This is a genomic window from Herbaspirillum aquaticum (assembly GCF_002213425.1).
Taxonomy (GTDB): Bacteria; Pseudomonadota; Gammaproteobacteria; order Burkholderiales; family Burkholderiaceae_D; genus Herbaspirillum; species Herbaspirillum aquaticum.
Map to the genome: position 1 here is coordinate 115,667 of NZ_NJGV01000019.1, position 19,866 is coordinate 135,532.

Genomic DNA, 19,866 nt, shown 5'->3' on the forward strand with positions numbered 1-19,866 from the left:
GGGCAATTAGAGGATGTGCTGTGCGGTGATCACGCTGTCAGGCTGCGGCGGCTGGGCCTGCACCTGGGCGATCTCTTCCTGCTGCTTCTGGACTTGCGACAGCGCCTTCTTGTAGCGCGAGGCTTCGCGGCGGTGGCGCAGCACCAGCGGCGCCATCGCCAGCACGCCCAGCACGGCGCCGATCACGAAGAAGGCCAGCAGCACCAGCACCAGCGGGTCGGTGCGTTCATAGCCGAGGAAGAAGTGCATGGTCACTTCCTGGGTATTGCGCAGGGCGAAGAAAAAGAAGAACACGAACAGGATGGCCGCAATCAATCGGGACAGTATTTTCATGGCGTAATCCTTTCTGGCGGGTCGTGGTTAGCCCGGAGGCCCGGAGGCCAAGCTGCCCGGCCGGCGATGCACGGCATCCGAAACAGCAAAGGCGATGCGCGAGGGCGGCGCCGGTCCGCAGCATTATTGCGCTGGCCGGAAAAATCGCGCCGATTTCGCGCGCATTCCCGGTCAATCCAGGGTAAATCGGGATTGTACGTGAAAAAAAACGGCATCCAAAGATGCCGTTCATTTTGTTGATCTGCCTTTACACCCGTTCACCTCGCAGTGTGCGAGTGTGCAGCTTTCAACCGTTGTTACTGCTCGCGGGCGCAGAAAACTTCACCTGCGCACCGCAAGAACTGCCTGGTCACAGGCCCAGCCGGGTCAATCCTCGCGGATTGGCTGGCCGACCATCGCATCGACGCGTTCGCGCAATTCCTTGCCCGGCTTGAAGTGCGGGACCCGTTTTTCAGGGACCATCACCTTGTCGCCGGACTTGGGATTGCGGCCGATACGCGGCGGACGGCGGTTGAGCGCGAAGCTGCCAAAGCCACGGATCTCGATGCGCTGGCCGGTCGCGAGAGCGTCGACCATGGCATCGAGGATGGTTTTGACCGCGTAATCCGCATCCTTGGCAACAAGTTGCGGATAACGCTCAGCCAGACGGGCGATCAGCTCCGACTTTGTCATCGTGACCGGAAGATCAGTTCTTGTTGTCGAGCTTGGCCTTCAGCAGCGCGCCCAGGCTGGTGGTGCCCGAAGCAGCGTTGGAGTCAGCCGACATCTTCTGCATGGCTTCCTGGGTCTCGGCGTTGTCCTTGGCCTTGATCGACAGCTGGATGCTGCGAGCCTTGCGGTCGATGTTGATGACCAGGGCTTCGACGGAATCGCCAACCTTCAGGTGGGTACCGGCATCTTCCACGCGGTCGCGGGAGATTTCGGAAGCGCGCAGGTAGCCTTCGACTTCGTCGGTCAGCTGGATCACGGCGCCCTTGGGCTCAACCGACTTGACGGTACCGGTCACGATCGCACCCTTGTCGTTCAGGGCAGCGAAGTTGTTGAACGGGTCGCCTTCCAGTTGCTTCACGCCCAGGGAGACGCGCTCGCGTTCCACGTCGATGGCCAGCACAACGGCTTCCAGCTCGTCGCCCTTCTTGAACTTGCGCACGGCTTCTTCGCCAGCTTCGGTCCAGGACAGGTCGGACAGGTGCACCAGGCCGTCGATGTTGCCCGGCAGGCCGATGAACACGCCGAAGTCGGTGATCGACTTGATCGAACCCTTGACCTTGTCGCCCTTCTTGTGGCTCATGGCGAAGTCGTCCCACGGGTTCGGCTTGCACTGCTTCATGCCCAGGGAGATACGACGACGCTCTTCGTCGATTTCCAGAACCATGACTTCGACTTCGTCGCCCAGCTGGACAACCTTGTTCGGGGCCACGTTCTTGTTGGTCCAGTCCATTTCGGAGACGTGCACCAGGCCTTCGATGCCTTGTTCGACTTCCACGAATGCACCGTAGTCGGTCAGGTTGGTGACCTTGCCGAACAGGCGGGTGCCTTGCGGGTAGCGACGCGACAGGCCGGTCCACGGATCGTCGCCCAGTTGCTTCACGCCCAGGGAGACGCGGTTCTTCTCTTGATCGTACTTGAGGACCTTGGCGGTGATCTCTTGGCCAACCGACAGCACTTCCGACGGGTGACGCACACGACGCCATGCCAGGTCGGTGATGTGCAGCAGGCCGTCGATGCCACCCAGGTCAACGAACGCACCGTAGTCGGTGATGTTCTTGACGATACCAGTGACGACGGTGCCTTCCTTCAGGGTTTCCATCAGCTTGGCGCGCTCTTCGCCCATCGAGGCTTCGATCACGGCACGGCGCGACAGAACGACGTTGTTGCGCTTGCGGTCCAGCTTGATGACCTTGAATTCCAGGGTCTTGCCTTCGAACGGGGTGGTGTCCTTGACCGGACGGGTGTCGACCAGCGAACCCGGCAGGAAGGCACGGATGCCGTTGGTCAGAACGGTCAGGCCGCCCTTGACCTTGCCATTGACGGTACCGGTGACGATCTCGCCGGACTCCATCGCCTTTTCCAGCGAGAGCCACGATGCCAGACGCTTGGCCTTGTCGCGCGACAGGATGGTGTCGCCGAAACCGTTTTCCAGGGATTCGATCGCAACGGAGATGAAGTCGCCGACGTTGACTTCGACTTCGCCGTTGTCGTTCTTGAATTCTTCAACAGGGATGAACGCTTCGGACTTCAGGCCGGCGTTGACGATCACGAAGTTGTGATCCAGGCGCACGACTTCTGCCGAGATGACTTCACCCGAACGCATGTCCTGACGCGACAGCGATTCTTCGAACAGAGCAGCAAATTCGCTGGAGGTATCAACACCTGCAGCGATAACGGTAGTGGTAGACATAAAAGAAAGTAAGAAAGATTGGCCGGTATCCGTGTGATGCAATCAGGCTGACTTGCACTGCCGTCTTCGTTGCCGCCGACGACATGGGTACTGGGTTAGGTTTATCAACACCCGTCAGACTTTGCATCTGCCGGGCACCAATGGCACTACGGGTACAACAAGGACTTGCCCATGATGGGTCCTGAACGTGCCGTTTCAAGCGGATTGCAACGGATTTCAGTGCCCCAGGGCAGCGTACCAGCTGAGTACCTGCTGCACCGCTTCGTCAGCGGTCATGTCGGATGTATCCAGGTGATATGCGCCCTCCGCGGCTTTCAAGGGGGCCGACGAGCGGTTCATGTCGCGTTCGTCGCGCTCCTTCAAATCTCTGGAGAGGTCTTCGATATTAGCAGAAAAACCCTTGTCAATCAATTGCTTATAGCGCCTTGTGGCGCGCGCTTCTACACTGGCGGTCAAAAACACCTTCAATCGGGCGCCGGGGAAGATGACGGTGCCCATATCCCGGCCATCCGCCACCAGGCCGGGAGGTTTCCTGAATGACAACTGCAGTCCGTACAAGGCCTGGCGCACGGTGATCAGGGCGGCGATCTTGGAGGCGGTATTGCCGACCTCTTCGGCGCGGATGGCCTGGGACACGTCTTCATTGGCCAGGAAGATATGGCCGCCGTCGAAATGGCAGTGCAGGTGCTCGGCGGCCTTGGCCAGGGCATGTTCGTCATCCAGGGCTACGCCGCGGCGCAGCACGGACAGCGCCGTCAAGCGGTACAGCGCGCCCGAATCCAGGTAATGGAAGCCCAGTTCCCGGGCCACCTTCTGCGCCACGGTGCCCTTGCCGGAGGCGGTCGGGCCATCGATGGTGATGACCGGTATCTTTGCTTTTTCCATGGCCTGATCCCTTTATCTGTGAATAATTTAGCGTAATTGCATCAAATACAGGGTTTATCAGATCAAGGTTTGTTCGGCAATCTTTTTGAAGACGTCGAAATAGTCGGGGAAGGTCTTGGCCACGCACTTGGGGTCGTTGATGCGGATACGGTTGCCTCGCCGCAATGCACCATCAAGCGCCGCCAGCGAGAAGCACATGGCCATGCGGTGATCGTCATAGGTGTCGATGGCGGCCGTACCGATTTCGGCCGGGGGCGTCACCGTCAGGTAGTCGGCACCCTCCTCCACCTGCGCGCCCAGCTTGCGCAATTCGGTCGCCATGGCCGCGAGGCGGTCGGTTTCCTTGACGCGCCAGCTGGCAATGTTGCGCAGGGTGCTGGGGCCGTCGGCGTAGAGCGCGGCCACGGCGATGGTCATGGCGGCATCCGGGATATGGTTGAAGTCGGCATCGATGGCCTTGAGCGGACCATTGGAGGAGGCCTCGATCCAGTTTTCGCCCATGGTGATGGTGGCGCCCATCTGCTCCAGCGCTTCGACGAAACGCACGTCACCCTGGATGCTGTCGCGGCCCACGCCCTCGACCCGGATCGGGCCGCCGGTGATGGCACCGGCGGCCAGGAAGTAGGAGGCCGAGGACGCATCGCCCTCGACGTGGATGCTGCCGGGGCTGCGGTAATGCTGGCCCGGCTTGACGGTGAACTGTTGCCAGCCGTCACGTTCCACCTCGACGCCGAAGCGGCGCATCAGGTTCAGGGTGATCTCGATGTAGGGCTTGGAGATGAGTTCACCGACCACCTCGATCTGCATGGCCTCCTCGCGCGCCATCAGGGGAGCGGCCATCAGCAAGGCCGTCAGGAACTGGCTGGAGACATTGCCGCGCACCTTCATGCGCGCCGAGGTCAGCTGGCCACGGCGGATATGCAGCGGCGGGTAGCCGGGATTGCCGGTGTACTCGATGCGCATGCCCACGGCATTCAAGGCATCCACCAGGTCGCCGATCGGACGCTCGTGCATGCGCGGCACGCCATGCAGCGTGTAGTCGCCCCCCAGCACGGCCAGGGCTGCGGTGAGCGGACGGATCGCGGTGCCGGCATTGCCCATGAAGAGGTCAGCCTGGTGCACCGGCAGCACGCCGTTGACGCCATGGACGATGTAATCCTGAGTGCCTTCGATCTGCTCCCACTTCACGCCCAGGGTCTGCAGGGCCATGAGCATGACCAGGGTATCGTCGGAAGCCAGCAGGTCAAAGATGCGGGTGGTACCGCCCGAGAGCGCCGCCAGCAGCAGGATGCGGTTGGAGATGCTCTTGGAGCCCGGCAGCTTGACGGTGCCTTGCACGTGCGGGACCGGGTTCAGGTCGATATGGCGGGGGTAGGAAGGCTGTTTCATCTGGCTTGCTTTTCTGTGGATGATTCGGTGGTGAGTTCGGGCCGCCCAGGCGGCTTGACGATATGACCGGGAAAGAATGTTCAGTTGGCCTTGCGCTCGGCCGCTTCGATGGCTGCCGCCCATTGCTGGCGGGCATGCTGGGCGCTGGCGTAGATCTTTTCGAGGCCCGCGCCATCGCTGTCGGCAATCATCGCGCGAATGCCCTGCAACTGCGCCAGATAGGCATCGACCTCGGTGAGCAAGGCATCACGGTTGGCCAGCGTGATGTCACGCCACATCTCGGGCGAGGAGGCGGCGATACGGGTGAAATCGCGGAAGCCGCTGGCGGCATACTGGAACAAGGTCTCGGCATGTGGCTTGGCGGCAATGTCGTCCACCAGCGCAAAGGCCAGCACGTGCGGCAGGTGGCTCACCGAAGCAAAAACCGCATCATGTTCCTGCGGCGAGAGGCGATGGATGATCGCGCCGCAGGCCCGCCAGGCAGCGGCCACGGTCTCGACATCGGCCGCGCTGTTCTCGGGCAAGGCGGTGATGACCACCTTCTTGCCTTCATACAGTTCGGCCAGCGCGGCTTCCGGACCATGTTTTTCACGGCCCGCAATCGGATGCGCCGGAACGAACTGCGCAATACGCTCCCCCAGCGCCTTGCGGGCGGCCGTCACCACATCGCTCTTGGTACTGCCGGCGTCGGTGACGATGGCCCGGGCATCCAGGTGCGGCTTGATGGAAGCGAGGATGGCTTCGGTCTGCGCCACCGGCGCGGCCACCAGGATCAGGTCGGCGCCGGCGACGGCGGCAGCCGCATCGGTGGCGATGGCATCGATGATGCCCAGCGCGCGCGCACGCTCCAGGCTGGCCAGCGAGCGGCCCACGCCGACGATGTGCGCGGCCTGGCCGGCGCGGCGCAGCGCCAGGGCGAACGAGCCGCCGATCAGGCCCACACCGAAGATGACGACTTTCTTGAACACGTTGAACTCAGCCTTGAAGAATGGCGGGACGGCAGGCGCTCACAGGCCCAGCGGATAGGAGCCCAGCAGCTTGAAGAAGGCGGCGTTCTGGCGCAGCTCTTCGAGCGCCTTGGCCACCTTCTCATCCTGCTCGTGGCCTTCGAGGTCGACGTAGAAATAATATTCCCACGCGCCCATGCGGGCCGGGCGCGATTCGAAGCGCGTCATCGACACGCCATGCCGCGCCAGCGGCGCCAGCAGGTTGTAGACCGCACCGGCCTTGTTGGGCACCGACAGCACGATGGAAGTCTGGTCGCGCCCCGACGGTGCCGTGCGCAGCCGGCCGATCACGGCAAAGCGGGTACGGTTGTGCGGATCGTCCTGGATGTGGGCGTTGACCGTCTGCAGGTTGTACTTCTGGCCCGCGATTTCACCGGCAATGGCCGCAACGCCATTATCTTCACCTGCCATGCGCGCGGCCTCGGCGTTGGAGGCCACCGCCTGGCGTTCGATGGAAGGATAGTTCTGGTTGAGCCACGCATTGCACTGGGCGAGGGCCTGCGAATGCGCGCAGATGCGGGTGATACCTTCCATCTTGCCGCTGGCGGTCATCAGGCTGTGATGCACGGGGATCGCCACTTCGCCGCTGATGGTCAGCGTGGTCTGCAGCAGCAGGTCGAGGGTGCGGTTGATCACGCCTTCAGAGGAGTTCTCGATGGGTACCACGCCGAAATCGGCAGTGCCGGCTTCGGCATCGCGGAACACTTCATCGATGGACACGCAGGGCAAGCCTTCGATGGCATGGCCGAACTGCTGGTACACGGCCTGTTCGCTGAAGGTCCCTTCCGGGCCGAGGTAGGCCACCACCACACGCTTTTCCAGCGCGCGGCAGGCCGACATCACTTCGCGGAAGATGGTCTGGATATCAGTGCCCAGCAAGGGGCCGGGATTGCGATCGGCGGCGCGGCGCAGGACCTGCGCTTCGCGCTCGGGACGAAACACCGGGGCATTGGTCTCGGCCTTGACGTGGCCCACTTCCTGCGCGACGCGGGCGCGCTGGTTCAGCAGGTCGAGGATCTGCGCATCGATGGCATCGATCTTCTGGCGCAGGGGCAGCAACTTGTCGTCACTCATCTTGCTCTTTCAGGTGTTGCACGGCGCGCGGGCGCTACGAGCGGCCGGCGGCGCACCGGGCATGGCGTTGGCTTGGCGCACGGCCACGGCCTGCACTGCGCGGGCGCTGCGCCCGGCCAGATGCGGCCTCAGCCGTGCTGCTGTTCGAAGTCTTTCAGATAATCGACGAGAGCCTGTACGCCCTCGATCGGCATCGCGTTGTAGATCGATGCACGCATGCCGCCGACCGACTTGTGGCCTTTCAGCTGCAGCAGGCCGCGCTCTTTGGCGCCGGCCAGGAAAGTATCATTGAGCGCATCGTCACGCAGGAAGAACGGCACGTTCATGCGGGAACGGCAGTCCGCTGCGATCCGGTTGCTGTAGAAATCGGTGCTGTCCAGGTAGCCGTAAAGCAACTCGGCCTTGGCGATGTTGCGCGCTTCCAGCGCGGCCACGCCACCCTGGCGCTTGAGCCACTGGAACACCAGGCCGGCGATGTAGATCGCGTAGGTCGGCGGGGTGTTGTACATGGAATCGTTGTCGGCCACGATCTTCCAGTCGAAAGCCGAGGGACAGAACGGCAGCGCGTGACCCAGCAGGTCTTCACGCACAATGACGATGGTCACGCCCGCCGGGCCGATGTTCTTCTGGGCACCACCATAGATGACGCCATATTTCGAGACATCCACCTCGCGCGAAAGGATATGCGAGGACATGTCGGCCACCAGCGGTGCGCCGTCGGTGTCAGCCGCAACTTCCGGCGTGTACTGGTATTCGACGCCGTCGATGGTTTCGTTGCTGCAGATGTGCACGTAGGCGGCATGGCGCGAGAGCTTCCAGTCGGCACGCGCCGGGATGCTGGAGAACTTGCGGTCGGCCGACGAGGCCGCCACGTTCACGGTGCAGTAGCGCCCTGCTTCCTTGATCGACTTGGTCGACCAGGAGCCGGTGTTGACGTAGTCGGCCACACCGGCCTCATGCTTGCCCGCCGGCGAACGCAGCGCCGCCAGGTTCATCGGGATGATGGCGTTCTCGGCGATGGCCCCGCCCTGCAGGAACAGCACCTTGTAGTTGGAAGGAATGTTCATCAGCGCGCGCACGTCAGCCAGCGCGGCTTCGATGATGGACATGTACTCCTTGCCGCGATGGCTCATCTCCATGACCGACATGCCACTGCCATGCCAGTCCAGCATCTCGTCGGCTGCCTGTTGCAGCACTTCCTTGGGCAATACCGCCGGACCGGCGGAAAAGTTATAAACCATGTCTGCGTTCGCCATCAAAAAAGGCGGCAGGCACGCGGCCCGCCACCCTGGACTTGCTTTACTCGCCTGCGGCGGGTGTTTCGCTGCCGGCAGCCTCTGGGCCTTCGCCTTCGATCACATCTTCCACATCGGACTCGACCACACGCTGCAGGCCCGACAGCTTGGTGCCGTCTTCCACTGCAATCAGGGTCACGCCCTGGGTCGCGCGGCCCATCTCGCGGATCTCCGAAACGCGGGTGCGGATCAGCACGCCGCCGGTGGTGATGAGCATGATCTCATCGCTGGAATCGACCAGCGTGGCGGCCACGACCTTGCCGTTGCGCTCGCTGGTCTGGATGGCGATCATGCCCTTGGTGCCACGGCCGTGACGGGTGTACTCGGTGATCGGGGTACGCTTGCCGAAGCCGTTTTCGGTGGCGGTGAGCACGGACTGCTGTTCGTTCTCGGCCACCAGCAGGGCGATGACCTGCTGGGTTTCTTCCAGGTTCATGCCGCGCACGCCGCGGGCGGTACGGCCCATCGGACGCACGTCGTTTTCATCGAAGCGCACGGCCTTGCCGCCGTCGGAGAACAACATCACGTCATGCGCGCCATCGGTCAGGGCGGCACCGATCAGGAAGTCGCCTTCATCCAGGTCGACGGCAATGATGCCGGCCTTGCGCGGATTGGAGAAGTCAGACAGCGGGGTCTTCTTGACCGTGCCCAGGCTGGTGGCCATGAAGACGTAGCGGTCATCCGGGAAGCTGCGGTTGGCACCCGACACCGGCAGGATCACCGTGATCTTCTCGCCATCCTGCAGCGGGAACATGTTGACGATGGGCTTGCCGCGCGAATTGCGCGAACCCTGCGGGACTTCCCAGACCTTCAGCCAGTACAGGCGGCCACGGTTGGAGAAGCACAGGATGTAGTCGTGCGTATTGGCGATGAAGAGCTGGTCGATCCAGTCGTCATCCTTGGTGGCCATGGCCTGCTTGCCGCGACCGCCACGCTTTTGCGCGCGGTATTCAGAAACCGGCTGCGACTTCATGTAGCCGGTGTGCGAGAGCGTCACCACCATGTCCTGCGGTGTGATCAGGTCTTCGGTAGCCAGGTCGGTGGCGTTGTGCTCGATGGTGGAGCGGCGCTCGTCCTTGGCGCCGATGCCGTAGTCGTTGCGGGCGGCGTTGAGTTCGTCGGTAATGATGGCGGTCACGCGGGCCGGCTTGGAGAGGATATCCAGCAGGTCGGCGATCTGCGCCATCACGTCCTTGTATTCATTGACGATCTTGTCCTGCTCCAGGCCGGTCAGGCGTTGCAGACGCATCTGCAGGATTTCCTGGGCCTGTTCGTCGGAGAGCTTGTAGAGGCCATCGGACTGGATGCCGTAATGCGCTGGCAGGCTTTCCGGACGGAAGGCTTCGATGCCGCCTTCGTTGGCTTCGCCGGCGCGGGCCAGCATCTCGCGCACCATGGACGAATCCCAGGCGCGGTTCATCAGCTCGGCCTTGGCGATCGGCGGGGTCGGTGCGGCGCGGATGATGGCGATGAAGTCATCGATGTTGGCCAGTGCCACGGCCAGGCCTTCGAGCACGTGACCGCGTTCGCGCGCCTTGCGCAGTTCGAACACGGTGCGGCGGGTGACCACTTCGCGACGGTGCGACAGGAAGCATTCCAGCAACTGCTTCAGGTTCAACAGGCGCGGCTGGCCGTCGACCAGCGCCACCATGTTCATGCCGAAGGTGTCTTGCAGCTGGGTCTGCTTGTACAGGTTGTTGAGCACCACTTCGGGTACTTCGCCGCGCTTCAATTCGATGACCACGCGCATGCCCGACTTGTCGGACTCGTCGCGCAGGTCGGAGATGCCTTCGAGCTTCTTGTCGCGTACCAGCTCGGCGATGCGTTCGAGCAGCGCTTTCTTGTTGACCTGGTAGGGCAGCTCATCGACGATGATGGCGATGCGGCCTTCGCGGCCATACTCTTCGAAGTGGGTCTTGGCACGCATGACCACGCGGCCACGGCCGGTGCGGTAACCATCGCGCACGCCCGAGACGCCATAGATGATGCCGCCGGTCGGGAAGTCCGGGGCCGGCACCAGCTCGATGAGTTCATCGATGGTGCAATGTTCGTTGGCCAGCAGGTGCAGCGCGCCGTTGATCACTTCGGTGATGTTGTGCGGCGGGATGTTGGTGGCCATGCCCACGGCGATGCCGGAAGAGCCGTTGACCAGCAGGTTGGGGATACGCGTCGGAAGGACCGAGGGTTCCTTTTCCTTGCCGTCGTAGTTGGGCACGAAATCGACGGTTTCCTTTTCGATGTCGGCCAGCAATTCGTTGGAAATCTTGTCCAGGCGGCACTCGGTGTAACGCATCGCGGCCGCACCGTCGCCGTCGATGGAACCGAAGTTGCCCTGGCCGTCGACCAGGGTATAGCGCAGCGAGAAGTCCTGGGCCATGCGCACCAGGGTGTCATAGATGGAAGCGTCGCCGTGCGGGTGGTATTTACCCATGACTTCACCGACCACGCGCGCGCACTTCACGAACGGGCGGTTCCAGACGTTGTTCATCTCGTGCATCGCATACAGCACGCGGCGGTGCACCGGCTTCAAGCCATCGCGCACATCCGGCAGTGCCCGACCCACGATCACGCTCATGGCGTAATCGAGGTAACTCTTGCGCATCTCTTCTTCGAGGGAAATGGGGATGGTTTCTTTAGCGAATTGATCCATTGGAGAGTCGAAAGATGTTTCCCGGCCAGAAAATCGTGCCGGGCGGGCGTGGCCCTTGGACTGATCAGAACAGTGCATTCTAGCACGCCAGGAGGGTCAAAAGCCCGTCAAAGGCCCTCATCGCCCCGGCAACGGCATGCTTCGCGATGACACCCGGTCCGGCGGGCAGCATCACCGCATGCGCCGCAAAGCTCCTCCCAGCGCCTGAGAGCGACCAAACAGGGGGACCTGCTAGCTATATATATTAGAGCGCTCGAATTCTGCGGCCAGCATTGCCACCCGGCATCGAATGTTTTTCCACGGCGGTTGTGCTGTCAAATGGCCAATTTGGGGAAAATTTTCCGAAACTCACTTTCCCGGTGCACGCCATCGGGAGAAACCCCACGTGCCGGGAGGCACGATGCCAGGGAGAAAATGGCAACTACTTGCCCGAGTGAAAATGCGCGAACTGTATGAAAAATAAGGATTTTCTTTAAAAAATCCGGCTTTTTTCAGCCTTAAAGGAACAAAAACGGGCCAAAAATATCGCGTTGCGAAGAAACAACACAGTCCCAAAAACGTTGTCTGGACCAATTGGCAAGCATCGCTGAAGGTCAATCCGTGTGGCAGAATGGCGGCTAAGTTCATTACTAGCCCCATGGAACAAGGGCCTGTGACGACCTGAACACATGATATTATTCATTTTTTTGATGTCGTAATCTTGTAGCGCAGTTTATCTGCGGATATCTCACCCGAGAGGAGAAACATGAACAAATTAGCAAAACTCGTCTTCGCTGCTGCGTCCGCAGCCATCGCACTGTCTGCCACCGCTCAGGAAACCAAGGACATCAAGGTTCGTCCGGGCAGCCTGTACCTGCAAGATGGCCGTGACGTCGTGACCCGCAGCGGTTACGGTCTGTGCTGGCAAACCGCTTACGTGAACGGTCCGTGCGAAGAACCGCCCGCACCGGCTCCGGTTGCCGCTGCTGCTCCTGCTCCGAAGCCCGCTCCGGCTGCTGCTCCGACCTCGGAAAAAGTCACCTACGCTGCTGACGCCTTCTTCGATTTCGACAAGGCAACCCTGAAGCCGGCTGGCAAGGCCAAGCTGGACGAACTGGTTGGCAACCTGAAGGCGATCAACCTGGAAGTCATCATCGCCGTCGGCCACACCGACTCGATCGGCTCCGTCGCCTACAACCAGAAGCTGTCGGTTCGCCGTGCTGAGTCCGTCAAGGCCTACCTGGTCTCGAAGGGCGTTGAAGCCAACCGCGTCTACACCGAAGGCAAGGGCAAGTCGCAACCGGTCGCTGACAACAAGACCGCTGCTGGCCGCGCCAAGAACCGTCGCGTGGAAATCGAAGTTGTGGGTACCCGCAAGTAATCGATTGCCGCTACAAGGCTCTAATGAAAACCCCGCTTCGGCGGGGTTTTTTTATTCCTGTTTCATTTGCTGGTCATGCACGCTTTGGCAGGCACTTGCCCCGTCATTGCGGCGCATCTTGACCTGGCGCAGGCTACCCGCCGCGTCGGATTGGGCTATCATTAGGCCCATGAATACGACCAATGCGACCATGAACGCCGATCCCCAAGAGATCCAGAAATTCAGTGAACTGGCCCATCGCTGGTGGGACCCGGGTTCCGAATTCCGTCCCCTGCATGAAATCAACCCGCTGCGCCTGGAGTGGATCAACGCCCGCGCCCCGCTGGCCGGCAAGAAAGTGATCGACATCGGCTGCGGTGGCGGCATCCTGGCCGAGTCGATGGCCAAGAAAGGTGCCGACGTCACCGGCATCGACCTCTCCGACAAGGCCCTCAAGGTGGCCGACCTGCACAGCATGGAATCCGGCGTGCAGGTGCGCTATGAAAAGATCGCCGCCGAAGACATGGCCGCGCGCGAAGCCGGCCAGTACGACGTGGTGACCTGCATGGAGATGCTGGAACACGTCCCCGATCCGGCCGCCATCGTGCGCGCTGCAGCCAACCTGGCCAAGCCGGGCGGCAAGCTGTTCTTCTCGACGCTGAACCGCAACATGAAGTCTTACGTGATGGCCATCATCGGTGCCGAATACGTACTGCGCCTGCTGCCCAAGGGCACGCATGACTACGCCAAGTTCATCACCCCGGCCGAACTGGCGCACTACACGCGCGAAGCCGGCCTGCAGATCGACGGCTTCAAGGGCATGGGCTACAACCCGCTGACCAAGATCTATTCGCTCAACGACGACACCAGCGTGAACTACCTGGTCGCCTGCACCAAGCTGGGTTGAGCCGACTCGCCCATCGCTCGCCTGTATGTTCCCCTCGCCGCAGCCCTGCGCTGCGGCGCTTTTCTTCCTGCCGTCCTCACGCCCATGCCACTCCGCCCTCCCCGCGCGATCCTGTTCGACCTTGACGGCACGCTCGCCGATACTGCTCCCGACCTGGCGGCCGCCGCCAACTATCTGCGCCAGCAACGGGGCCTGGAAAATGCCCCCTATGAAAGTTTGCGTCCGGTCGCCTCGGCCGGTGCCCGCGGGCTCATCGGTGCGGCGCTGGGCATCCATCCGGGCGATGCGGAATATGAAGACTTGCGCGTTCTTTTCCTGGACCGCTACCAGGCCAACATGACCACCCACAGCAGCCTCTTCGACGGCATCCCGGCACTGCTGGCGCAGCTGGAGGCGCGCGGCATCGCCTGGGGCATCGTCACCAACAAGGCGGCACGCTTCACCGACGTGCTGGCCCCGCAGATCGGCCTGGGCCATGCCGGCTGCATCGTCTCCGGCGACACCACCCCGCATCCCAAGCCGCATCCCGCGCCGCTGCTGGAAGCTGCCAAGCGCCTGGGACTGCCACCCGAGGATTGCTGGTACGTCGGCGACGACCTGCGCGACATCCAGGCCGGCCGCGCCGCCAACATGCCGACCATTGCCGCCGCCTGGGGCTATTGCGGCCACACCGAACCAGCTGCGTGGCAGGCCGATGCGTTGCTGCATGCCCCGCTGGACATCCTGAACCTGCTGGACTGATCCGCTTCCCCGCCTTTGCTGGCGCGTTCAAGGAAACTTGGACGCGCCATTTCCCTCCTAGCAGTGCCATGTCGCCTCGCATTAGAATGGCGACAACCCGGCGCACGCCGCAGCACCACACACCATCACAACCAGAACCGGCCACCTGGGCAGGCATCGCGCCAGGACGGACCGGCACCGACAAGGGAAACCCTCATGAGCAAGCCGGACCGCGCCTCTCTCACCCAGCACATCGCCTGGCAACGGATGAGACGCCCGCTGCGCTGGGCCGGCTGGACGCTGGCCGTCCTGCTGGTCCTGGCGGCGTTGAGCTGGGCCGCCCTGCCCGCGCTGGTGCGCAAGATCGCCGTCGACCAGACCCAGGCCCAGACCGGCCGCAAGCTGGAGATCGGCGAGATCGCCTTCAACCCTTTCAAGCTGGCCCTGCGCGCCGACGACATCACGCTCTATGAAGCCGATGGCACGCGGCCCTTCTTCAGCGCCAAGGGCTTGCTGGCTGACCTCTCGGCCGCTTCGCTGGTGCGCCTGGCGCCGGTACTGGACGAGGTCAAGCTGAGCACGCCGCAACTGCACGTGGTGCGGGTGGATGCCGAGGGCAGCGGCCATTACAACTTCTCCGACATCCTGGAGCGCTTGGCCGCGCAGCCCAAGAGCGAAGGCCAGGCGCGCTTCTCGCTGGCCAACGTGCAACTGCAGGATGGCCAGATCCACTTCGAGGACAAGGTCAGCGGCAAGAACATCGACATCGCCGCGCTGCAAGTGGGCCTGCCCTTCATCTCCAACCTGCCCGGCAACATCGACAGCTTCGTGCAGCCGCAGCTGTCGGCCACCATCAACGGCACACCCTTGCACCTCAAGGGCCGCAGCAAGCCCTTCGCCTCCACACAGGAATCGGCCTTCGCCATCGATATCGACCAGCTCGACCTGGTCGGCTACCTGCCCTTCATCCCTGCCGAATTGCCGGTGCTGGTCCAGGGTGCCAAGCTGAGCACCAAACTGGACCTGGGTTTCACGCGCAAGGACGACAAGCCCACCGTCACCCTGGCAGGCGATGTGCGCCTGGATGACCTCGCCCTGCAGGACAAGGCCCGCGAACCGCTGCTCAAGGCCAAGTCGGTGGCGCTGCAGGTGAAGCAATTCGACGTACTGGCCGCCAGCGGCGAACTGACCCAGCTCACGCTGGAGCAGCCGCAAGTCTGGGCCAGCATGAATGCACGCGGCGAGATCAACTGGCAGCGCGCCCTGGCCGGTGGCAGTTCTGCGGCAGACAAGACCAGCGCCCGTAACGCAAAGAAGGAAGCAGCGGCTCCTGCGGCCAGTGCTCCCCAGCCGGCCAGCTCCATCGTGCTGCAACAACTGACCGTGCGCGGCGGCGAAGTGAACTGGCGCGACGAAGCCAATGCGACGCCTGCCCAGGCCATCAAGCTGAGCAAGATCGACATCAACGCCACCCAGCTCTCTACCGCCGCGGACGCCAAACCCGCACACCTGACCCTCTCCGCGCTGGAAAACGGCCACGGCAAGCTGGCCTTCGATGGCCAGCTCCAGCCGCTCAAAGCCGGCGTGTCGGGCAAGATCACGCTGGAGAACATTGACCTGGCCGGCTACCAGAATTACCTGTCACGTGCCCCCATCAGCGGCGTGGCCGGCAAGCTCTCCGGCCAGACCACGCTGCAACTGCGCGACGGCCATCTCAAGCTCGACGACAGCAAGGTACAACTGGCCGACCTGCGCTTGACACCCCCGGGCAAGGGTGCACAGCCGCTGGCGCTGGAATCGCTCTCGCTGCAGGCCCCCACGCTCACCGATACGCTGGACCAGGCCATCCCCTTCAAGCTGCAAGCGCGCTTCGACAAGAATGGCAGCGCCGATCTGGCTGGGCAGGCTGCAGCGCATTTCAGGAGCGTGGCGTTGGATCTGGATGTGAAGGATTTGCCCATCACGCCCTTCCAGCACTATTTCACCGATGTGCTCAATGTCACCATCAGCAGCGGCCTGGCCAGCGCCAAGGGCAAGCTGGAGCTGACGCCCCCGCTGGACGATCGCAAGCTGGCGCTGGACTACAAGGGCAACGCCGCCATCACCAACCTGCGCATGCAGGACAAGCAGACCGCCACCGATTTCCTGCGCTGGCGCACGCTGGACCTGGCCGGCATCCAGGCCAAGCTGGGCGGACGTCCGCAGGTGGCGCTGGAGAAGGTGACGCTGTCCAACTTCTACGCCCGTGCCATCCTTTCCGACAAGGGCCGCCTGAACCTGCAGGACATCGTGGTGAGCGATGCACAAGAACAGGGTTCGATCACGGATGACGGCAAGAAGGACGCCAAGCCTGCCAGCACGGGAAGCTCCCGCAAGACCGTCTCCGCCGCCCCGGTCACGCCCGCTGCCGCCCCCGCCGATGCACCCATCGTGCGCGTCGGCCAGGTGGTGCTGGAAGGCGGCAACATCAACTACACCGACAACTTCGTCAAACCCAACTACACGGCCAACATGACGGGACTGTCCGGCAGCATCGGCCAGATCTCCTCGGAGAAGCCGCAACCGGCGCCGGTCAACATCAGCGGCAAGATCGACAACGACGCGCCGCTGCAGATCTCGGGCTCGCTCAACCCGCTCTTCAAGCCCATGTACCTGGATCTCAAGGCCAGCGCCAACGGTGTGCAGCTGCCGCGCCTGACGCCCTACTCCGCCAAGTACGCCGGTTATCCGATCACCAAGGGCAAACTGTCGATGGATGTGCAATACAAGATCGAGAACGACAAGCTGGTGGCCCAGAACGATCTGCGCATCGAACAGCTGAGCTTCGGCGAACGCGTGGACAGCCCCGATGCCACCAACCTGCCGGTGATGCTGGCGGTGTCGCTGCTGAAGGACCGCGATGGCAACATCAACCTGAACCTGCCGATTTCGGGCTCGCTGTCGGATCCGGAGTTTTCGGTCGGCGGCATCATCGTGCGGGTGTTCGTGAACCTGATCGTCAAGGCCGTCACCTCGCCCTTCGCGCTGATCGGGTCGATGTTCCGGCCGGACGAGCACATTGGCGAGCTGCGCTACATCGAGTTCTCGCCGGGTTCATCGGAAGTCACCGATGAGGTCCGCAAGAAGCTCGATGCGCTGGGTTACGCGCTGCATGAGCGCCCGGGCATCAAGCTCGACATCACCGGCCGCGTCGATCCCCAGGTTGACGACCAGGGCCTGCGCCGCGAAGCGCTGGAGCGCGCCATGCGCAGCCTCAAGCGTGCCGACCTGATCGCCAAGGAAGGCCAGCCGGCCGGCCCGGTGCGGGTGAGCGCGGCTGAAAGGAGCAAGTACCTGGAGCGCGTCTACAAGGACGCCAAGTTCGACAAGCCGCGCAACATGATCGGCTTGACCAAGAGCATGCCCGAAGCCGAGATGGAAAAGATGATCCTGGAGCACACCGAGGTGACCAAGGATGACTTGCGCAACCTGGCCCAGCGCCGGGCCGACCAGGTGCGAAATTATTTGCAGGAACAGAGCGTGATCGATCCGGCGCGCATCTTCCTCATTGCCCCCAAGCTGGACGGCGCGGGCATTCCCGAGAAGGAACCCAAGGCGCGCGTGGAACTGACCATCCAGTGAGAGGCCATGCGCCAGGGGGCAGTGCGGGGCTTGAAAAGCCGTGCGCTGCCCATACAGTAGGGAGTAGGTTATAATTCACCTCCCGCCGGACAAGCGGGCGCCTCTGGAAGAGACTCGGAAAGAGGCAAGCGTAATACGCAAGTTCACGCGCCCAGCGGGATTTGCGAAGCTTCAACACCACGGGGCCGACTTGGTTTCGACAGGGGTTGCAAAGCGGAACAGGGCATGCCGAGGACTGGTTACCTCGTTAATCCATCCGGAACTGCTTAAATGCAAACGACGAATCTTACGCTCTCGCAGCGTAAATCGCACCTAGAAACCTAAGAAACTTCTAGCTCTACAGCACTTCTTCCCTGGGGTGTGCTGGCAACAGCGGTAGAGTCATTTACAGGGAATCGTGGCGTATGGGGTTACTTCATACGTCATTAAATCCAAGGTAACTCGTCCTGTCGAAGCGTGTGCGTCCGCGTCGCCAGGATTAAAACCAATTGACTGCACTACGCATGTAGAACTGTCTGTAGAGTGCTTCTGGACGCGGGTTCAATTCCCGCCGGCTCCACCAATTACCCTTCCAGAAATTCCCAAGGAAGTACGAAAAACCGCTCCCAGCCTCGTGCTCGGGCGGTTGTTTTGTTTTTTAACCTCGGATTTTGTCCGTTGACATCCAATAGGGGTAGGGGTAATTTTAGGGGTAACTTTACTACCCCATAAACAGCTACCCCAAAAATGCCGAGAATCATTGAGCCCCTCAAGGATCTACAAGTAAAAAATGCCAAACCCAAAGACAAGCCTTACAAGCTCGCCGACGGTGGTGGCCTCTATTTGCTTGTCACGCCTGCTGGAGGAAAGGGATGGCGACTCAAATACTTATACCGAGGGAAAGAAAAGCTAATCTCATTAGGTACTTATCCAGAGGTCGGTCTCCAAGAAGCACGAAAACGCCGTGACTCAAACAAGGAGCTGTTATCTGATGGAATCGACCCAAGCGACAATCGCAAGGCGAAGAAGTTAGTGGGTCTTGAACAAGCAGCTAACAGTTTTGAGGTTATTGCACGAGAATGGTTATCCCGTGCAGAAAATGGTTGGGTGAAATCTCATCACGCCAAAATTGTCGCACGATTCGAAAAAGATATTTTTCCCTATCTTGGAAAAAAACCTATTACCGCCATTACTGCACCCGACCTGCTGAGCGTTGTCCGTAAAATAGAAAGCAGGGGAGTATTGGAGACGGCTCACCGAGCACTGTCGAATTGCGGACAGGTGTTCCGCTACGCCGTCGCCACCGGCAGGACTGAGCGAGACCCAACCGCCGATCTTCGCGGCGCACTGCCCTCTGTCAATAGCCGACGCACCCACTTCGCAGCTATCACAGAACCCAAAGAGGTTGGCAATCTATTACGTTCTTTGTATGGATACGATGGATCGCCGACTGTATGCGCGGCCCTTCGTCTCGCACCGTTGGTGTTTGTCCGTCCAGGAGAACTGCGAGCGGCAGAATGGGCGCATATTGATCTGGATAATGCGGAATGGCGTTATACGGTCACAAAGACGAATACACCACATATCGTCCCGCTATCCGCACAAGCCGTCGAGATTCTGAAGGAACTTCAGCCTCTGACAGGCGATGGACGATATGTTTTCCCGAGTCCAAGATCTAAAAGCAGACCTATGAGCGATAACGCCATATTGTCGGCTATGCGAAGAATGGATATCGGCAAAGACATCATGAGCGGCCACGGCTTTAGAGCCATGGCGCGCACTATTCTCGATGAGGTACTTGCGGAACGAGTCGATCTAATTGAACACCAGTTGGCACACGCGGTACGCGATCCAAACGGCCGTGCTTACAATCGAACATCACATCTACCAGAGCGCAAGCGGATGATGCAGCGCTGGGCTGATTACTTGGATACTTTGCGCAAAGGAGCGGAAGTAATCCAAATACGCGAGGCGTAAGGATAGGGATCGCTATTATTTTTTGGATATTACGTAGATAACTAAAGTAGCCACTATGTTGAGATAAATTTGGGCACCCAGCTGACGCGCCTTTTTTCTTATCTGCTTATTCATTCGGCGGCGGCATCGCTGGTAATTAGAGTGTTAACGGCTTGAATCGCGTTGCTCATAAGTAGGCTTCATTTGATGAAGCCTACTTTAACGGGATTGTTGGCAGGTAATTAGTGCAGCTTATGAATGAGCGCCATGACCTCCAAGGGGAGGCATTCATTAGGCGGGGAGACAAAAT

At 61.3% G+C, this 19,866-nt stretch carries 14 protein-coding genes and 1 other RNA gene; 6 read left to right on the forward strand and 9 right to left on the reverse strand.

Translation table 11 applies throughout. The features are described from left to right. Positions 1-6 precede the first annotated feature (6 nt). The 9 genes from CEJ45_RS17815 to gyrA all read right to left on the reverse strand — a co-directional run bounded on the left by CEJ45_RS17815 (position 7) and on the right by gyrA (position 11,034). Positions 7-333, reverse strand: a complete 327-nt coding sequence (locus CEJ45_RS17815; RefSeq protein ID WP_088756371.1) for a LapA family protein — start codon at positions 331-333, stop codon at positions 7-9. 366 nt (positions 334-699) lie between these two features. Beyond that, positions 700-1,005 (reverse strand): integration host factor subunit beta, encoded by a 306-nt coding sequence (locus CEJ45_RS17820; protein WP_006462119.1) that lies wholly within the window; start codon positions 1,003-1,005, stop codon positions 700-702. Between the two features lie 13 nt (positions 1,006-1,018). Continuing rightward, positions 1,019-2,734, reverse strand: a complete 1,716-nt coding sequence (rpsA, locus tag CEJ45_RS17825; RefSeq protein WP_081441923.1) for a 30S ribosomal protein S1 — start codon at positions 2,732-2,734, stop codon at positions 1,019-1,021. Positions 2,735-2,950: 216 nt separating this feature from the next. After that, on the reverse strand, positions 2,951-3,619 hold the full coding sequence (gene cmk, locus CEJ45_RS17830) for a (d)CMP kinase (RefSeq protein ID WP_088756372.1): 669 nt from the start codon (positions 3,617-3,619) through the stop codon (positions 2,951-2,953). Positions 3,620-3,676: 57 nt separating this feature from the next. Then, a complete protein-coding gene (gene aroA, locus CEJ45_RS17835; RefSeq protein WP_088756373.1) occupies positions 3,677-5,008 on the reverse strand; it encodes a 3-phosphoshikimate 1-carboxyvinyltransferase in 1,332 nt (443 codons plus the stop codon). Positions 5,009-5,088: 80 nt separating this feature from the next. Beyond that, positions 5,089-5,976, reverse strand: coding sequence for a prephenate dehydrogenase (locus CEJ45_RS17840; protein WP_088756374.1), 888 nt, complete (start codon positions 5,974-5,976; stop codon positions 5,089-5,091). Positions 5,977-6,015: 39 nt separating this feature from the next. After that, a complete protein-coding gene (gene pheA / locus CEJ45_RS17845; protein WP_088756375.1) occupies positions 6,016-7,089 on the reverse strand; it encodes a prephenate dehydratase in 1,074 nt (357 codons plus the stop codon). A gap of 128 nt (positions 7,090-7,217) precedes the next feature. Beyond that, positions 7,218-8,330 carry a 3-phosphoserine/phosphohydroxythreonine transaminase gene (serC, locus tag CEJ45_RS17850; protein WP_088756376.1) on the reverse strand — a complete coding sequence of 371 codons (1,113 nt, stop codon included), beginning with the start codon at positions 8,328-8,330 and terminating at the stop codon, positions 7,218-7,220. Between the two features lie 58 nt (positions 8,331-8,388). Beyond that, positions 8,389-11,034, reverse strand: a complete 2,646-nt coding sequence (gene gyrA, locus CEJ45_RS17855) for a DNA gyrase subunit A (RefSeq protein WP_088756377.1) — start codon at positions 11,032-11,034, stop codon at positions 8,389-8,391. A 745-nt stretch (positions 11,035-11,779) separates the two neighbouring features. Here gyrA and ompA point away from each other — a divergent pair. From ompA to CEJ45_RS17885, 6 genes are all read left to right on the forward strand, one after another. Continuing rightward, a complete protein-coding gene (gene ompA, locus CEJ45_RS17860; protein WP_088756378.1) occupies positions 11,780-12,394 on the forward strand; it encodes an outer membrane protein OmpA in 615 nt (204 codons plus the stop codon). 169 nt (positions 12,395-12,563) lie between these two features. Beyond that, a complete protein-coding gene (ubiG, locus tag CEJ45_RS17865) occupies positions 12,564-13,280 on the forward strand; it encodes a bifunctional 2-polyprenyl-6-hydroxyphenol methylase/3-demethylubiquinol 3-O-methyltransferase UbiG (RefSeq protein WP_039787305.1) in 717 nt (238 codons plus the stop codon). Between the two features lie 84 nt (positions 13,281-13,364). Further along, complete coding sequence (locus CEJ45_RS17870; protein ID WP_088756379.1) at positions 13,365-14,021, forward strand: HAD family hydrolase; 657 nt, start codon at positions 13,365-13,367, stop codon at positions 14,019-14,021. Between the two features lie 195 nt (positions 14,022-14,216). Beyond that, the gene (locus CEJ45_RS17875) at positions 14,217-17,621 is read left to right on the forward strand and encodes a DUF748 domain-containing protein (RefSeq protein ID WP_088756380.1); all 3,405 of its coding nucleotides are present in this window, start codon (positions 14,217-14,219) and stop codon (positions 17,619-17,621) included. A 181-nt stretch (positions 17,622-17,802) separates the two neighbouring features. Beyond that, positions 17,803-18,183: a transfer-messenger RNA gene (gene ssrA / locus CEJ45_RS17880) on the forward strand. A 164-nt stretch (positions 18,184-18,347) separates the two neighbouring features. Beyond that, a complete protein-coding gene (locus tag CEJ45_RS17885) occupies positions 18,348-19,577 on the forward strand; it encodes a tyrosine-type recombinase/integrase (protein ID WP_088756381.1) in 1,230 nt (409 codons plus the stop codon). The last annotated feature ends 289 nt before the right edge of the window (positions 19,578-19,866 follow it).

Excerpts from the sequence above, each read along its gene's own strand:
- aroA (WP_088756373.1), bottom strand. The coding sequence starts at position 5,008 with ATGAAACAGCCTTCCTACCCCCGCCATATCGACCTGAACCCGGTCCCG.
- rpsA (WP_081441923.1), bottom strand. The coding sequence starts at position 2,734 with ATGTCTACCACTACCGTTATCGCTGCAGGTGTTGATACCTCCAGCGAA.
- CEJ45_RS17875 (WP_088756380.1), top strand. The coding sequence starts at position 14,217 with ATGAGCAAGCCGGACCGCGCCTCTCTCACCCAGCACATCGCCTGGCAA.
- ubiG (WP_039787305.1), top strand. The coding sequence starts at position 12,564 with ATGAATACGACCAATGCGACCATGAACGCCGATCCCCAAGAGATCCAG.
- cmk (WP_088756372.1), bottom strand. The coding sequence starts at position 3,619 with ATGGAAAAAGCAAAGATACCGGTCATCACCATCGATGGCCCGACCGCC.
- CEJ45_RS17815 (WP_088756371.1), bottom strand. The coding sequence starts at position 333 with ATGAAAATACTGTCCCGATTGATTGCGGCCATCCTGTTCGTGTTCTTC.
- serC (WP_088756376.1), bottom strand. The coding sequence starts at position 8,330 with ATGGTTTATAACTTTTCCGCCGGTCCGGCGGTATTGCCCAAGGAAGTG.
- pheA (WP_088756375.1), bottom strand. The coding sequence starts at position 7,089 with ATGAGTGACGACAAGTTGCTGCCCCTGCGCCAGAAGATCGATGCCATC.
- gyrA (WP_088756377.1), bottom strand. The coding sequence starts at position 11,034 with ATGGATCAATTCGCTAAAGAAACCATCCCCATTTCCCTCGAAGAAGAG.
- CEJ45_RS17870 (WP_088756379.1), top strand. The coding sequence starts at position 13,365 with ATGCCACTCCGCCCTCCCCGCGCGATCCTGTTCGACCTTGACGGCACG.
- CEJ45_RS17885 (WP_088756381.1), top strand. The coding sequence starts at position 18,348 with ATGCCGAGAATCATTGAGCCCCTCAAGGATCTACAAGTAAAAAATGCC.
- CEJ45_RS17820 (WP_006462119.1), bottom strand. The coding sequence starts at position 1,005 with ATGACAAAGTCGGAGCTGATCGCCCGTCTGGCTGAGCGTTATCCGCAA.
- ompA (WP_088756378.1), top strand. The coding sequence starts at position 11,780 with ATGAACAAATTAGCAAAACTCGTCTTCGCTGCTGCGTCCGCAGCCATC.